This is a genomic window from Nitrospirota bacterium, from assembly GCA_016214385.1.
GTDB lineage: Bacteria > Nitrospirota > Thermodesulfovibrionia > UBA6902 > JACROP01 > JACROP01.
Map to the genome: position 1 here is coordinate 1 of JACROP010000044.1, position 15,462 is coordinate 15,462.

General features: G+C 44.2%; 20 protein-coding genes and 1 tRNA gene. 5 read left to right on the plus strand and 16 right to left on the minus strand.

Annotation, left to right across the window (positions count from 1 at the left end; genetic code table 11):
- The first annotated feature begins 239 nt into the window (after nucleotides 1–239).
- From HZC12_02940 to HZC12_02950, 3 genes are all read left to right on the plus strand, one after another.
- Entirely contained in the window at nucleotides 240–488 is a 249-nt protein-coding gene (locus tag HZC12_02940; GenBank protein ID MBI5025683.1) for a hypothetical protein, read from the plus strand.
- A complete protein-coding gene (locus HZC12_02945; GenBank protein ID MBI5025684.1) occupies nucleotides 485–880 on the plus strand; it encodes a type II toxin-antitoxin system VapC family toxin in 396 nt (131 codons plus the stop codon). Before HZC12_02940 ends, HZC12_02945 begins: the two co-directional genes overlap by 4 nt.
- 139 nt (nucleotides 881–1,019) lie before the next feature.
- The gene (locus tag HZC12_02950; GenBank protein MBI5025685.1) at nucleotides 1,020–1,643 is read left to right on the plus strand and encodes an MBL fold metallo-hydrolase; all 624 of its coding nucleotides are present in this window, start codon (nucleotides 1,020–1,022) and stop codon (nucleotides 1,641–1,643) included.
- 28 nt (nucleotides 1,644–1,671) lie between these two features.
- Here HZC12_02950 and HZC12_02955 read toward each other — a convergent pair whose 3' ends face one another.
- From HZC12_02955 to HZC12_03000, 10 genes are all read right to left on the minus strand, one after another.
- Entirely contained in the window at nucleotides 1,672–2,448 is a 777-nt protein-coding gene (locus HZC12_02955) for an ABC transporter permease (GenBank protein ID MBI5025686.1), read from the minus strand.
- Nucleotides 2,441–3,172 (minus strand): ABC transporter ATP-binding protein, encoded by a 732-nt coding sequence (locus HZC12_02960; protein MBI5025687.1) that lies wholly within the window; start codon nucleotides 3,170–3,172, stop codon nucleotides 2,441–2,443. Before HZC12_02960 ends, HZC12_02955 begins: the two co-directional genes overlap by 8 nt.
- Before the next feature lie 10 nt (nucleotides 3,173–3,182).
- Nucleotides 3,183–4,028 (minus strand): agmatinase, encoded by an 846-nt coding sequence (speB, locus tag HZC12_02965; protein MBI5025688.1) that lies wholly within the window; start codon nucleotides 4,026–4,028, stop codon nucleotides 3,183–3,185.
- The gene (gene speE / locus HZC12_02970) at nucleotides 4,025–4,846 is read right to left on the minus strand and encodes a polyamine aminopropyltransferase (protein ID MBI5025689.1); all 822 of its coding nucleotides are present in this window, start codon (nucleotides 4,844–4,846) and stop codon (nucleotides 4,025–4,027) included. The genes speB and speE overlap by 4 nt, the downstream gene beginning before the upstream one ends.
- Before the next feature lie 3 nt (nucleotides 4,847–4,849).
- Nucleotides 4,850–5,329: an arginine decarboxylase, pyruvoyl-dependent gene (locus HZC12_02975; protein MBI5025690.1), complete on the minus strand. Its 480-nt coding sequence runs from the start codon at nucleotides 5,327–5,329 to the stop codon at nucleotides 4,850–4,852.
- 185 nt (nucleotides 5,330–5,514) lie between these two features.
- Nucleotides 5,515–6,180, minus strand: a complete 666-nt coding sequence (locus HZC12_02980) for a DnaJ domain-containing protein (GenBank protein MBI5025691.1) — start codon at nucleotides 6,178–6,180, stop codon at nucleotides 5,515–5,517.
- Nucleotides 6,181–6,183: 3 nt separating this feature from the next.
- Entirely contained in the window at nucleotides 6,184–6,852 is a 669-nt protein-coding gene (locus tag HZC12_02985) for a hypothetical protein (GenBank protein ID MBI5025692.1), read from the minus strand.
- A gap of 61 nt (nucleotides 6,853–6,913) precedes the next feature.
- Entirely contained in the window at nucleotides 6,914–7,660 is a 747-nt protein-coding gene (locus HZC12_02990) for a TlyA family RNA methyltransferase (GenBank protein ID MBI5025693.1), read from the minus strand.
- 160 nt (nucleotides 7,661–7,820) lie between these two features.
- Complete coding sequence (locus tag HZC12_02995; GenBank protein ID MBI5025694.1) at nucleotides 7,821–9,770, minus strand: 1-deoxy-D-xylulose-5-phosphate synthase; 1,950 nt, start codon at nucleotides 9,768–9,770, stop codon at nucleotides 7,821–7,823.
- Nucleotides 9,766–10,653, minus strand: a complete 888-nt coding sequence (locus tag HZC12_03000) for a polyprenyl synthetase family protein (GenBank protein MBI5025695.1) — start codon at nucleotides 10,651–10,653, stop codon at nucleotides 9,766–9,768. Before HZC12_03000 ends, HZC12_02995 begins: the two co-directional genes overlap by 5 nt.
- Before the next feature lie 92 nt (nucleotides 10,654–10,745).
- Here HZC12_03000 and HZC12_03005 point away from each other — a divergent pair.
- Nucleotides 10,746–10,833, plus strand: a tRNA-Leu gene (locus HZC12_03005).
- Nucleotides 10,834–10,995: 162 nt separating this feature from the next.
- On the opposite strand, the gene HZC12_03010 is transcribed toward HZC12_03005, so the two are convergent.
- The 6 genes from HZC12_03010 to HZC12_03035 all read right to left on the minus strand — a co-directional run bounded on the left by HZC12_03010 (nucleotide 10,996) and on the right by HZC12_03035 (nucleotide 14,561).
- Nucleotides 10,996–11,262: a type II toxin-antitoxin system RelE/ParE family toxin gene (locus HZC12_03010; protein MBI5025696.1), complete on the minus strand. Its 267-nt coding sequence runs from the start codon at nucleotides 11,260–11,262 to the stop codon at nucleotides 10,996–10,998.
- The gene (locus HZC12_03015; GenBank protein MBI5025697.1) at nucleotides 11,249–11,524 is read right to left on the minus strand and encodes a type II toxin-antitoxin system prevent-host-death family antitoxin; all 276 of its coding nucleotides are present in this window, start codon (nucleotides 11,522–11,524) and stop codon (nucleotides 11,249–11,251) included. Before HZC12_03015 ends, HZC12_03010 begins: the two co-directional genes overlap by 14 nt.
- Before the next feature lie 204 nt (nucleotides 11,525–11,728).
- On the minus strand, nucleotides 11,729–13,042 hold the full coding sequence (locus HZC12_03020; GenBank protein ID MBI5025698.1) for an alpha/beta fold hydrolase: 1,314 nt from the start codon (nucleotides 13,040–13,042) through the stop codon (nucleotides 11,729–11,731).
- A gap of 21 nt (nucleotides 13,043–13,063) precedes the next feature.
- A complete protein-coding gene (locus HZC12_03025) occupies nucleotides 13,064–13,975 on the minus strand; it encodes a prolyl oligopeptidase family serine peptidase (protein MBI5025699.1) in 912 nt (303 codons plus the stop codon).
- A 45-nt stretch (nucleotides 13,976–14,020) separates the two neighbouring features.
- Nucleotides 14,021–14,344, minus strand: coding sequence for a type II toxin-antitoxin system PemK/MazF family toxin (locus HZC12_03030; protein MBI5025700.1), 324 nt, complete (start codon nucleotides 14,342–14,344; stop codon nucleotides 14,021–14,023).
- A complete protein-coding gene (locus tag HZC12_03035; protein MBI5025701.1) occupies nucleotides 14,331–14,561 on the minus strand; it encodes a hypothetical protein in 231 nt (76 codons plus the stop codon). Before HZC12_03035 ends, HZC12_03030 begins: the two co-directional genes overlap by 14 nt.
- 103 nt (nucleotides 14,562–14,664) lie before the next feature.
- On the opposite strand from HZC12_03035, the gene HZC12_03040 reads away from it, so the two are divergent.
- Nucleotides 14,665–15,462 (plus strand): endonuclease/exonuclease/phosphatase family protein (locus tag HZC12_03040; GenBank protein ID MBI5025702.1); only part of this gene is annotated, 798 nt, incomplete at its 3' end.

Here is a 15,462-nt window from a genome sequence, read left to right on the forward strand (position 1 = left end):
GGGTAATAAAAAAAAAACAATAAAAAAGAATAGCAGGACTGAATTATTTCCGGCAACAGAAAATCGGTAGGGACTGGTCTTTAATTTTGCTCTTTTAAAAGCACTCTAAGGAGTTCTTGATAGAGGTAAAACAAAGATAATTAAGGGCAAGTAGTCCTCCCTATTAAGATAAGAGGGGGGAAAGGAGCGTTAAGGCGCAGTCCTATTATGCTATAATCAATCAAAAGGAGGTGGTTACTATGGCAAGTATCAAGGAGAAGATAATTAAAGAAGTCGAAAAGATACCAAAAGACAAAATTGCTGAGCTTTATGATGTTGTTCATCTTTTCAGAGTGGAGATTGAGAGCAAGAAAAAAGCTCCCAAAGACCGGTACAGTGAGGCAGTAAAGTTTTTTGGAATTTGGAAAGGCATGTCCCCTAAAGAAACCGCAGTACTTGACGATATACAGGCGAGACGTAAAAGAACTTACAGAGAAAGGATTCTGTGAGAAAATATCTGTTAGATACTAATATCATCTCTTACTACCTCAAAGGTATTGAAAATTTCAAAGAAAAAATCTCTGGCAATATTGATCTGCTTTCCATTCCCATTATTTCTTACTATGAAATTGTCAGTGGACTTCAAAGCATTGATGCAAATAAAAGAATTGCTGAATTTGAGAAATTTTGTGAACTCATAGATATTATAAATCTCGATAAGGCGAGCATTTCAGCCTCCTGTAAAATTTATGCTTCGCTTAAAAAATCAGGGAGACTCATTGATGACATAGATATATTGATTGCAGGCATTGCCTTATCAAATAATTTTGTCATGGTTACTGATAATATTGAGCATTTTGGACGAATCGAAGGACTAAAAGTAGAAAACTGGAAGAATTAGTATTGCATGCTTGAACTGCATAAAAAAGCTACCTTTCCTCCTTCCTCAGAGCGTGATAAAATAGAACGAGAAATTGAGGTTACCGATGAAAAAATAGATGAGATTGTTTACTGGCTTTATGGGGTGACAGAGGAGGATAATGATTATCAGAAAACTCGTTGTTGGGCCTCTTGAGGCAAACTGTTATATTATTAGCGACGAAGTCACAGGAGATACACTGGTAGTTGACCCTGGAGATGAACCTGACAGGATATTAGACCTCATCGAAGAGACAGGACTCAGGGTAACCACCATTGTATGCACGCATGCCCACTTTGACCACGTAGGGGCAGTAGGAGACCTCAGAGATGCTACAGGAGCAAAACTGTTAATCCATAAAGGTGACAGTGAATTATACGCTGGTGCTCAAGACCAGGCAGCCTTCTGGGGTTTTGACCTCAATGCCCTTCCAGAGCCAGACGGTTTTCTTAATGAAGGAGATAGCCTAAAGATAGGCAGTATGACATTCAATGTCCTCCACACACCAGGGCACAGTCCAGGAGGGATATGCCTTTATGGCAATGACCATTTAATAACAGGCGATACCCTTTTCCAGGGCTCTGTTGGAAGGACAGATTTTCACGGTGGAGATATGACAAAGCTAAGAGAATCCTTCAAAAGACTCCTCGATCTGCCAGAAGACACGATAGTCTTTCCAGGTCATGGCCCTGAGACGACAATAGGGAAAGAGAAGAAAGAGAATCTGTTTGTAGAGGAATTGTGACCCTGGTAGAACAATTTTTCTACCGGGTTTACTTGATAAGCCTTCTCCTTATAAGTGCTATTGGAGGATAGAGGAGGATGGAGGCTGCAGCAAGCAGATAGAGTATATCCATGAGGGGCATGGCTTTTCCGAATGTTAATGATCGGCAGACATTGACGAGATGATAAAGCGGAGTAAATTCAGCAATCTGTCCGATTATTGGAGGAAGGCCATCCAGTGGGAAGAAGATGCCTGAGAAGAGAAACATAGGGGTCATAAAAAGGGTAAAGAAGTAATTGAATGTGTCTATGCCAGGTGATATGGATGTGAATATCATTGCTATTTCTGCAAAGAGAAGGCCGCTTACAATGAGTATCAATGGAAGGAAAATCACAAGTGGAGATTCGACAAGGCCAAAGGCTGCTATCACAACGAGGATGATGCTTCCATAGATCACGCTCTTTGTTGTTCCCCAGAGGAGTTCTCCGAGGACAAGGTCTTCTATATTTACTGGTGTTGCGAGTATGGCGTCAAAGGTCTTCTGATAGGTCATCCTTACAAAACTACCATAGGTGCACTCAAAGGATGCCGCAAACATGGCAGAAGATGCGAGGATTCCAGGGGCAATAAAGTTTAAATATGGCACGCCGTTTATTTCTTTCACATATGCTCCGAGGCCTATTCCAATTGCAAGGAGATATATCATCGGCTCGACAAAGTTCACAATAAGGCTTGATTTGTAGAGCTTTCTGTAAACTGTCAGGTTTCTCTGCCAGACCCTGAATGCCTTTTTGGGGTGTAGATTTATTTTGTGTTCTTTAAGCATTAAGAGTCTTTCCTGTTAATTTTAAATAAACATCTTCAAGATTGCCGCCATATCTGTCCATGAGTTCTTTCGGACTTCCTGCAGAAACTATTTTCCCTGCGTCCATAATCGCAACCCTGTCGCACAACCTCTCGGCTTCTTCCATGTAATGGGTGGTTAAAATAATGGTAGTACCATTTTTTTTAAGCTCCTCAAGCCTCTGCCATACCATATGGCGGCTGTGCGGATCAAGGCCTGTTGTGGGTTCGTCGAGGATGAGTATTTCAGGCTGATTTATCAATGACCTTGCTAAAATAAGCCTCCGCTTCATTCCTCCTGAGAGGCTCCTTATGTTTACTCCCTGCTTTTCCCACAGCTCAACAAACTGGAGCAGCTCATAAGCCCTTTTCCTGGACTCATTGCGGGGTATGTCAAAATATCTTGAATAAACTATCAGGTTTTCATATACAGTGAGGTCAGGGTCGAGGTTGTCCTCCTGGGGCATTACTCCAATTCTTCCTTTAATTTTCCGCGACTCTTTACGCACATCAAGGCCAAAGACGTGTATTGTGCCTTTAGAGGGTGGAACCATGCAGTAAATCATCTTCATGGTAGTTGTCTTTCCTGCACCATTGGGGCCGAGAAAGCCGAAACACTCCTGTTTATGAATGGAGAAGTTGATATTATCAACCGCACAGAGGGAGTTGAAATTCTTTGTAAGATCTTGCGCCTCGATAAGGGTCATAGTTTTGGATTTAGAATTTTGTCTTATGTAACAGGTGCAATAGTTCCCTGACTGCCCTTGCAGCATTGATGGCTGTTATGCCTGAGGGGTCATGGTGCGGAGAGACCTCAACGAGGTCTGCCCCGATAACATTTAATCCCCTGAGTGCCTTGATAGAGTTTATAAGCTCTTTTGTGCTCCATCCGCATGGTTCAGGCGTCCCTGTGCCGGGCGCAGATGCAGGCTCTAAGACATCTATATCAATGCTTAAATATACTGGTTTTGCCTTCAGTTTGTTCAAGAGATTTTTTCCTGGAAATGATGAGCCTATTATTCTGCCCGGTGAAAAGTCCTTCTCTTCCTTTGAACCCGACCTTACCCCAAACTGATATAGCCTCTTAGGCCCTAAGAGGTCATAGACCCTTCTCATCACTGTTGCATGAGAGGTCTTGAGCCCGAGGTATTCGTCTCTTAAATCTGTATGTGCGTCAAATACGATTACATGCAGGTCTGAATATTTTTTAATCATGGCCTGAATCAGTGGATATGTTATAAGGTGTTCTCCTCCGAGGGCAAGCGGTTTTTTGCTGTCCTTTAAAATTTTATCTGCTGCTTTTTTGATTTCATTAAGAGCAGCGCTGAGGTCTCCTGAAAGCTGAAGCTCTCCAAGGTCATGAAATGGAACATCTAAAATATCCTCTCCTGTAATGTAGTCGTGCTCCTCAAGCACATAAGAGGCGTCTCTTATTGAAGATGGGCCAAAACGTGCCCCTGGCCTGAAGGTAGTTGTTGCATCGAGTGGCACACTGAAAATAATGATGGAGGATGCATTGTAATTTTTCCTGCTGCCCAGGAAAGGCTTAACCGGCTCTATCATTCAAGGGCGTCCTTCAGAAAAGAAGGGAGTGAAAAGGATGCCCGGTGTATGTCCTGATTGTAGTATCTGGTTGGCCCCTCTATCTGCCGCCTTGGAATGGATGGGTCATGTGTTTTAGAAGCTATGGTAAAGCTCCAGTAGCCTGTTGGATAGGTTGGCACAGGTGCAAGATAGACTTTGACAGTCGGGAAGATTTCAGAAAGAGTCCTGTTGACCCTTACAATCAAATCAGTGTGGAGAAAAGGGGATTCTGTCTGGGCAACCAAAAAACCCTCGGGATTAAGTGCCTTATTAACAGAGGAGTAAAATTCATGTTCAAAAAGGCCTACAGCAGGGCCTACAGGGTCTGTGGAGTCTATTAAAATCACGTCGAAGCCTTCAGTTGTCTTTTTGAGATATTTAATCCCATCTGTAACGAGCACTTTAACCTTCGGGTCATCAAGGCAGGAGCTTATCAAAGGCAGATACCTTTTTGATGCCTCTATTACCTTTCCGTCTATTTCTACTAATACTACCTGCTCAACTGAGGAATGTTTTAAGGCTTCCCTGACAGCACCTCCATCGCCACCTCCTATGATGAGGACTTTCCTTGGCTCTGGATGTGCAGAGAGCCCTACATGAGTGAGCATCTCGTGATAAAAAAATTCGTCTTTTTCTGTTGTCTGAAATGTGCCGTCGAGGAGGAGGGTTCTTCCAAACTGAAGGCTTTCAACTATCAGGATGTCCTGATACTCTGAGCGCTCTCTGTAAATGGTCTCTTTTACTTTTATGGATAAGCCAAGGTTTTCTGTCTGCTTTTCGGTAAACCAGAGTTCCACTTTTTAATACCACAGTGGAACAGCCGCAAATACGCAGCCTATCTTTTCGACCCGGTGCTCGACACCTTTTACCATCAGATTTCTTAAAGGCAACTCTCTGACTTCAAATGCCTCTCTAACCATGTCCGAAACCCTCTCCAGGGCTTCATCTTTTGAGCAGGAGCCGGAGAACTCCATTATCACTCCGTAGCTTTCTTCTGAAGAGATTCCTATACCGACTGATGCTGCAATCAGCTCGCCTGGATTGGAGCTTGTCATGGAACCATAAGCTATTGGCAGGAGTGAGCCTGGCCTTATGTCGAGGGATTCGCTGAACCGTGCATTTGGCGGCAGGATGCTGCTGACTTTTAGAAGATTTACATTTCCAACACCTGCCTTGAGCAATGCCCTGTCAAATGCTGTAAGTTCAGTCCTGCCTTCAGAGCAAGCTGCTACAAGGGAAAACTTCCTCGGCATTGGTAAGGCTTGCTGAAGTTTTGGCATCCCGATTCCCGAGGGTTCCGGCTTCCGACTTCTTCGGGGTTTTTCATAAATCAACTCCTCATCAGTTATTGTCGAGAATAGTGTCTTCAATATTTTCTCCTTTCGTATCCTGTTAGAAATAGAATTTCTAACAGGACCTATCTTTTTAAGAATACATTTAAAACATATTTATAAAAAATTTTCAATTATTTTTTTAACCCCGATTGAAAAAAACCTTTCAACCTGTCTTTAAAGTTAGTTTTCTTATCTTCGAGTTCATATAGCCATGAAAGGGCTCTCTGGTTTTCAGGGTCCCACTTGAGGGCTTCTTTGAGGTATCTGACAGCCATGGATTTTATCCCTGCTTCTCTGTAAATAAGGGCTAAATTTACATAATAGTCGGAATTATGAGGTGAGAGCTTTATTGCCTTTTCACACCATTTTTTGGCTTCGGATAATTTATCTGGCATGTTTGATAGTGCAAGTCCGAGCCACGAATAGTAAAGAGGACTTTGCGAGTCCAGGTTTATTGCCGTCTGGAATAAGTTTATAGCTTTATTAAAATTGCCGGCCTTATAAGCCTTTCTACCATGGTAGAAGTAATTCCTTGCCCTGTCTTTTATGCTTTCTCCGGAAACTGTCTTCCCTGCAGCTTTTAGGGCAATAGATTCATCGTAAACCTTACGCCGGCTTTCATCTATCAGTGTTTCATATGCCTCATTTATCAGGAGGAATTTCTCCTCAGCATTTACCAGGTCTTTTGAAGAAGGGTTATCGGGATGGTACTGTTTGACGAGATTCCTGTAGGCGCTCTTTATCTCTGATTGACTCGCATTCTGGCTTATGCCTAATGCCTCATAATAATCCTTCAAATTTTATTTTGGCCTCCTCGCCTCTACTAACTTTTTTGCTGCTGCCCTTACAACATCTGCGACATTTTTATTGTTCTCAATCATCGCTAAGTCTTTAATCCGCAAGGTGCTTATGTGGTTTAAGGCAATACCTGCCGGGGTCTTGGGATTTGTCACGAGGGCCAGTATGATGTAGTAACTTTTAAGCCACTCCCTTTTTTTTGCAATTGTCCGCAGGACTTCCTCAGAGGAGTTCCGCGACTTTGCAATCAATTCAATTTCGCCTTCTGTTATCTTTGGGTTTTCAAGGACCGTCAACATTACCTCTTTATTGGGATCCCTTATCAGGATTGACCTGATATCTCTACCACCCTTCAGTGCAAGCTGAATCCTTTCGCCTACCCTCATCCTCTGAACCCTCAGCAGGAGTGTTTGTGCCTTTTGTTCTTCTGTCAGCTCTTCCTCTATGACCTGGACAGCCGGAACCTGAAGTGTCTGGGCCACAAATTCTCTTGTTGGGTCGGGTGTTCTTGGGTGTCTGAGGAGGTATTGCAATATCTCTGGCCTGTGGGTGTTGGCTCTTGCTACCTCATCAAAGAAGGACGGCTCAACAGTGCGGTCTGTGAGGAGTATTTGAATCACATCTTCTGAGAGGGCTGAAAGGTCAAGGGCTATTAACTTCAGGTCTTCCACAATTTTTATGATACATAACAAAAAGCCGTGGGTCAATTTAAAAAATAGTGCTCGGGAGGGGTTAGCCGTTTTTCTTCAGGTATATAAAATACTCAATATTCCCTTTAGGTCCAGGCAGTGGAGATTGAACTACGCCTATGACTTTAAGGCCCATTTCCTGAGCCTTTATTTTTATTTTCTCAACAACCTCAAGTCTTTTTGCTTCATCCCTTACTACTCCTCCTTTACCGACGCTCTCCCTTCCTGCCTCGAACTGTGGCTTTATGAGGGCAATGATCTCTCCGTAAGGTGTCAGAAACTCTAAGACTTTTGGGATGACTTTTAAGATTGAGATAAATGATACATCAATAGTAGCTATATCAATTACATCTTTTATAAGCTCTTTTTTGAGATACCTGATATTTGTTTTCTCCAGAAGAACTACTTTCGGGTTATGCCTCAGACTCCACGCAAACTGTCCGTACCCAACATCAATTGCATAAACCTTTCTGGCTCCGTGCTGTAAAAGGCAGTCAGTAAATCCTCCTGTAGAGGCGCCGACATCCATAGCTGTCCTGCCTTCAATATTTATTTTGAAGTTTCTGATAGCCTCCTCGATCTTGATGCCTCCGCGGCTCACATAGGGCATTTTTTGCAAAATTTCTAAAGGCGCATCAGCCATTACCATAGCCCCTGCCTTATCAACCCTCATGCCATTGACAAGGACGTTCCCCTCTAAAATCAATGCCCTGGCCTTTTCCCTGCTCTCAATAAGCCCTCTCTCAACGAGTAATCTGTCGAGGCGGATCTTTTTCACCTGGCGTATCATAGGAATATAAATAGAACTAAAAATTGCAGTAAAACTAATAAGACGGATAGGGAAGGCTGGCGAAGAATTTTTATACGACACCTTATAAAAAAGACCTTTATGGACCTGGTAAAAAACATTGCAATTAAAACAGCTAAAACAGAATATAAATATCTGTCGATTATAAAAATTCTGAGACAGCTTTCCCTATCGGCAATTTTGCCGCCATAGAAAGAGCCTCTCTGGCAATGCCTTCTGCATCCAGGCCGAGTTTTTTCCTGAGCAGGCCCTGTGAGCCCTGCTCTATAAACCTGTCCGGGAGGCCAAGTCTTTTTATTTTAAGGTCCTTGATATCGAGCTCTGACAAGTATTCGAGCACCGCACTGCCAAAGCCTCCCTTTAGGGCATTCTCTTCTACTGTAAGGACATTCGGGATCTCTCTCGCGAGAGAGCCAATGAGGTTTTTATCTATTGGCTTGACGAACCTTGCATTGACCACGGTAGCATCTATTCCGAACTTTAACAGATGCCCTGAGGCTTCAAGTGCTGGTTTTACAGAGCTTCCTGCTGCAATGATTAAAATATCGCCTCCGTGTCTGAGGATTTCTGCCTCCCCTATCAGGAGTTCTTTTAATTCTTTGTCCATTCGGTGCGTCTCCTCGGCGACCCGCCTGTGGCGGGAATCTTCGATTGACACATCTATGGCCTTACCTCTCGGATACCTTATTGCACTCGGCCCGTTATAGGAGAGGGCGGTCTTGAGCATGTGCTGTAATTCGTTTCCGTCCTTTGGCGCCATAACTACTATATTGGGGATATGTCTGAGATAGGACAGGTCGAATGCTCCGTGATGGGTTGGCCCGTCTTCTCCGACAATGCCTGCCCTGTCAATGACAAATACCACTGGAAGGTTCTGCAGACAGACATCATGCACGATCTCATCATAAGCCCTCTGGAGAAATGTTGAATAAATTGCCACGACCGGCCTCAAGCCCTGACTTGCAAGCCCTGCTGCAAAGGTCACTGCATGGGGCTCAGCAATCCCCACATCGTAGAATCTCCTTGGAAATGCTTTAGCAAATTTATCGAGCCCTGTGCCTTCGGTCATTGCTGCTGTTATTGCAACAATGCGGCTGTCATCCCTCGCAAGCCTGACAAGGCAACTGCCAAAGACTTCACTGAAGCTCACAGATGGATGCATTGTCTGGCTTCCTGTTTCTATGTCAAATGGGCCAATGCCGTGAAAGAGGCAGGGATTTTTCTCTGCAGGCTGATAGCCTTTCCCTTTTTTGGTTATGACATGGATTAAGACCGGCTCAGGAAAATCCCTGAATCTTTCAAAGGCCTCTATCATGGCTTCTATTTTGTGGCCATCGATCGGGCCGACATACTCAAAACCCAGCTCCTCAAAAAGCATTCCTGGGATAAAAAAGCCCTTTACAGTGTCCTCTGCCTTTTTTGCCATTTTCAGGACAGGCTCTCCAACTTTCGGGATGCCTTCTAAAAAGGATTTTGTTTCTTTTTTAATCTTTGTGTAAAAGTCGCCTGTCATGAGTTTGCTGAGATAGGCTGACAGGGCTCCTACATTCGGCGAAATAGACATCTCATTGTCATTCAGGATAACAATCAAATCTTTTTTTAGATGACCTGCATGGTTGAGTCCCTCAAAGGCAAGGCCGGCAGTCATGGCGCCATCGCCAATTACAGCTATTACCTTGAAATCCTCCTTTTTCTGATCCCGCGCCTCGATGATTCCTGATGCAGCCGATATAGATGTTGAGCTGTGGCCTGTGCCAAAGGCATCGTGGGGACTTTCATCAGGCCTGGGAAAGCCTGAGATACCTTTGTACTGCCTGAGGGTTGAGAAGGCAGCAAGCCTTCCTGTAATCAGTTTATGGGCATAAGACTGGTGGCCCACATCCCATATTATCTTGTCCTTTGGAGAATCAAATACATAATGCAGCGCAATCGTCAGGTCAACGGCGCCTAAGTTTGAGGCAAGGTGACCGCCATTTATAGCCACTCTTTCAATAATAATGTCCCTTAGCTCCATGGAAAGTTCTTTGAGCTCTGCGAGGGTAAGGTTTTTCAAATCATCAGGGCTTGTTATAGAATCAATCAACACTTTAATTCCTCCTCTTCAAGACATACATTGCAATCTCTCTTAAAGGCTCTGCCTTCTCGTCAAAACCCTCAATAGCCTTCAGAGAATTTTTTATTAACGCCTCTGCCTTTTTCTTTGATTCTTCAAGGCCAAAGATACTGGGATATGTGTTCTTACCTTTACCAGAATCCGCTCCTGTTGATTTTCCGAGCTCTTCACTGCTGCCCTCCACATCGAGGATGTCATCAACTATTTGAAAGGCAAGGCCTATGCCCTCTCCGTACCTTGTCAGAGAATGAAGTTTTTCCGGGGATGCTTCTGCCATTAAGACTCCAACCCTCAGAGATGTCCTTATAAGGGCCGCTGTCTTGTGTGCGTGGATATACCGGATCTCATTTTCTCCAATAATATTGCCCTCTGCATAGATGTCTGCTGCCTGGCCGCCCACCATCCCTCTGGAACCGGATGCCCTGGAAATTTCCTTGATTACATTTAACAGAACCTCTGGGTCTGCTTTTGATTCAGAGATTAAGTTAAAGGCATCTGTGAGTAACGCATCACCTGTAAGAATTGCAGTTGCCTCGCCAAAGACCCTGTGGTTTGTAGGTTTGCCCCTTCTCAGGTCGTCGTTATCCATGGATGGAAGGTCGTCATGGATCAAAGAGTATGTATGTATCAGCTCAAGGGCTGCTGCTACAGGTAAGACTTTATCTCCTGTGCCTCCGCATGCCTCGTATGCTGCAATTGCAAGGATTGGCCTTAAACGTTTGCCCCCTGCCATAAGTGAATAGCTGATAGAATTATAAAGGCGTTCTGGCAGGGAATCACTTTTTATTAGCGAAGACAGATAAGCCCTGAGCGCTCCATCGACCAGATCTTTTTTCTTTTCGAGGTAGGCCTTTAAATCCATAAGATATTTTTGCCATTTAGGGTATAAGGAGTCAAGGGGATTTTGTAGCGGGATTGACGTTTGATTAAATAAAATGTTAAAAAACCTCACATGCCGGAGTGGCGGAACTGGTAGACGCAAGGGACTTAAAATCCCTCGGGGTTCTACTCCGTGCCGGTTCAAATCCGGCCTCCGGCACCAGCCAAATCAAGGACTTATGGTGGTAACCCACTGTTCCTTCTTAACTTATCTAAGTATGGGAGAGTCTGTTTTATATATTGCCTCTGCAAGGAGATTACAAGTCTTCTATTAAATGCCTCTCAATGTGTTCATCAAGGTCGCTTTTCATTGTTTAACCTCTTCTTAAAACCTCTTCCCGAAATCCTGCCTTGTAAGTATCCTAATAACAGTTATATATTCCCCTTTCCATTCAAAAACAGCCCTGTAGTCTCCCATCCTTAGCCTATACAGGTCTTTATATCCTTTGAGTTTCTTTATGTGTTTGCCGTCAGGTAGTGGATTGTTTTCAAGTCTTTTACATGCCTTGTGGATTTTTTCAAAATCAGTATCAGGTATATCATCCATGTCATTCAAGGCTTTGTCAGTAAAACCAACCTTATACTTTGGCACGCTTTCTTGCCCTTCGAGCTTTTAATAATTCATCAATAGGTGTAACCCTGCCTTCTCGGACATCCTTTAAGCCTTCTTCAATTTTTTTTCTTATAGAGGGACTGTGCTGAATCATGTAATCTTCAATTACATCTTCTGTCAGAGGATAGATTACAGCAGCAGGTTTGCCACGCTTTGTGATTATAACATCCTCTCCTTTTTCCACACGGCTGATAATGCCTGATGCATCCTTTTGAAGCTCTTTTATGTTTGCATATTTCATATCTTCACCTCGTATGTATTTTTATATATACAATAAAACACGTGACAGCTAATGTCAAGAGTCAAAATAGGGCAAGAAAAAAGGGCTCAGAATAACCAAGCCCCTGAATGTAATTTTTTGTAACCGCCATATATCCCTTTTGACAATTTTAACCAACTCCAGCCAAAACAGAAAAACAGTTAACCCATAATTTAAATTCTTTCTTTAATTGTTCCCGGTTCCCCAGAGAAATTTATCACCCCTGACCATCCTTTCTAAAATCTCCACAACTTCCTCATCACTTACCTGTGTAAAATCCTGATAATATGACCCGACTGCCATGAAGTCATAAGGGGTTTCAAGGCAGACCAGTTCATCCACCTCTTGCCTCAGTTCCTCAGCGGTTTCAGGGGGAGCAACCGGAATGGCTGCAACCAACCTCTTTATACCTTCAGCCTTTAGTGCTGAGATGGCTGCCTTCATCGTAGCTCCTGTGGCAATTCCATCATCAACCAATATAATGACCTTCTCCTTTAGATCTGGTATCTTTTTCCCCTTCCGGTATAAGTCAACCCTCCTTTGAATCTCTGCCTTCTGGCTGGAAATCTCGCCATTGATGTACTTATCGGAAACCCCGTAAGTTGATATTATGGATTGATTTAAAAAGACAGTCCCTGTCTCTGAGACCGCTCCTACGGCCAGTTCCGGCTCTCCAGGGAAGCCTATTTTTCTGACAATGATTATGTCGAGAGGACAACGAAGAAAGGATGCAACTTCATACCCTGTAATCACGCCTCCCCTCGGAAGGGCCAATACCAGGACATCTTTTCTGTCTTTATAATCCTTTAATTCATCCGCCAGTTTAACCCCTGCATCTCTCCTGTCCCTGAAGATTCCTGATCTGCTTTCTGAACCCAACCTTTCAACAAACCACTGCACTATGGCATTCCGTGCCTCTCTTATATGCTCCTCCCTCGAATACAGGTGGTCTGCACCTTTAATCAGGACGAACTTTTTATCTCCGGAAATATGCTCATAGAGAATAAGGCTTTCTTTCATTATTGGGTCTGCGTCACCCTGAACTATCAATACTGGTATCCGGATCTGGCGGGCGTTCTGGAGGTATCCCTCCGCTGGGGCGGACCGCAGTGCCAGAGCCATGATACGCCCATCAATACTTGATCTGACAAGGGCAGCCGTCCCTCCCATGCTTGAACCACATATTCCTATTCTCATGGGGTCAATCCCTTTTATGGAGTCGATGTAGTTAAGAGATGCTTCAAGGTCCCGGGCAAATTGCTCAACAGTGGCATCAGAGGCATCCCCTTTGCTTTCACCGTGTCCTGTAAAGTCGGGGAGAAAGCAGCAGAATCCCTTTTCCACCAGTCCCTCGGCAATATACAGATTCCTCGGGCTGTCCTTACTGCTATTCAATCCATGGGCAAAGATCACAATGGGTCTGGACATCTTCTCATCACGCCCCATGATATTGGCAACGAGATTGAGGCCTTTATTGTTCTTGAAAACTACCTTCTCCATTTTATCTCTTACATTCATCCTTCACAGCCAATCTGTAAGTTTCTTAAAAAAATCAGGCCGAAAAGATTTGCCATTTGCATTCAATACATGATCTGCTCCTGGGTAAATGAACAGCGTAAGATTGGATTTTCCTAACGCCTGGAAACGCTCTTTCATGTAGTACACCGCCTCAACAGGTACGCTGGAATCATTCTCACCGAAGCCAACCAATACGGGAATGGTCAGCTTTGAATAGAAGTCCATAGGATCTAAATCGAGAGCTGAAGCCCAATAGCGGTAACCATGGCCGTATACTCTTTTCGACGTACTGGTCGGGTCAGTCAGTATTTTGCGATAATTATTTTCGATGTCATCGGGAAATTTATTTTTCCCGGCAAGTATTCGCAATTCATCAATCTGCTTCATACCCCCATGCCCAATTATTGCCAGATGGGTCACTCTCGACTCGCTTGCTGCGATTGCAGCGGCCACATTAGCCCCTTCGGAAACTCCAAACATGAGAACCTTTCGCGGTTTTATCGTGGCGGAGTTTAGTATCCGTGATACGAATTGGCTTTGATCAGAGACCCACTGCGCAAAATAATCGAACTCGTGGAACTGATCGCTGCAACCAAATAGTCCCGTGGTCCTGTCCCCGACAGCTCGCTTTTGCAAGGCCAAAACCTTTATGTTTCCGGATAAGCCTTCAAGGTATTGCCGAAGGTAATACTTATGGCTGTGACACCCAGAACCCCCGATAAAAAAGAGATACGTGTCGGCATTCGTCCCATCTCCAATGGAGAATTGGTAATAGAGGCTTTCTGTTCCGTCTGCATGCTTGAAGATCTGTGGCTCTAACGGATTCGTATAGCTTTCAATTAACAGACGCCCATAACCAGCACACCCAGCAAGCACGGAAATAAGAAGTAAAATACTGAGTTTTAATTTATGCATAACGCCTGAACTGTGCGGCGGTTGGATTTTATTGTTAGCCCAATTTCAGTAAATATCTAATTGTATTTTAATCGCCTCGCCAATCCTCAGCATATCTTTTTCTGAAAGTACTCCGGCACGTTTGAATAGTCTCAACTTGCTTACAGTAGCCAATTGATCGGCCATGGCCTTGCTTTCTTTGCCGTCAAATATAACAAGCGCTTCACTGGGATACAGACGGTCTGTCTTACTTGTAAGAGGAACAACTTGAACTCGATTGAGGAACTTATTTGACGCATCATTACTTACGATGACAGCAGGGCGTTTCTTCCTAATCTCTCCGCCAACGGAGGGATCAAAATTAACCCACCAAACCTCACCTCTTTTCATGGGCTATATCCTTAAAAGTTGCCTCTGCCCATTCCAGGGCTTTCTCTTCCCGCTTTTTGTCTTTTGCCATTTGGTTGTAAGCCGCTTCCAGATTTGGGCGTACGACATGAGGGCGCACCAGTTCCTCAACAAATTTGCTAATTTTGCGTGGGCCAATGGTCTTATGAAGGCCCGCATAAACTTCCTCATCTACTGTTATAGTCAACTTCTTTTGCATTGAAATCCTCCATTATATACGTGTAGTATACGTATTGATTTCAGATATGTCAAGGCCTAAATAAGTAACGTAAGTAGCAAATTTTTTCAGGTATACTGTAAAAATGATGCGCATAAGGTTCGGCCATTTCAATATAAGAGATCTCACTGTGGGGAAGCTCCTTGAGTCTGAGCACCCTCAAGTTTTATCCGCATCGGCCATCATAAAAAAATTGAGGCCGGATGTTCTTTCCATAAACGAGATAGAAACCCGCCCTGAGGCTCCTCGGTTGTTCCTTGAAAATTTTCTTCAAAGGGGCGATGCCCCTCTTCACTACCCTTACCATTACATAGGGCCCACGAACTCAGGGGTGTCCACAGGCCTCCCTCAACCATTTGACCTTAAGGGGTTCGGGCTTTTTGAGGGCCAGTATGGCATCGCTCTTTTTAGCTGGTTTCCAATACTCAAAGAGGGGATAAGGAGCTTTGAGGGCTTCCCCTGGAGGGCCCTATCTGGGGGACTGAGTTGTCTTGGTGAGCAGGCCGGGGAGGTCCACGAGAGCTTTCCCCTATTTAGCACAAATCTCCTGGATGTGCCTTTAAGCATAGAGGGAAGGGTTGTGCATGCAATCCTTCTTCATGCCTCCATCCCTGTGAGGGGCTTTTTAAACAAGGAAAGAAATGGAGATCAGTTAAACTTTCTAAACGAGTACATAAGCGGAAGGGCGCTTCCTAATGTGGAGCCCTTTAAGGTCATGGAGCCCTTTGTTGTGATAGGGGACTTGAATTCAGACCCTGAAAAGGGAGAGGGCATAAGGGAAGCCATAAAGGGGCTGCTTGCAAACCCGGCCCTCAACGGCCTTGTGCCGTCAAGGCCTACGTGCCTTGAAGGGGGAGGGGTAGAGGCATCGCCTCTGGACACC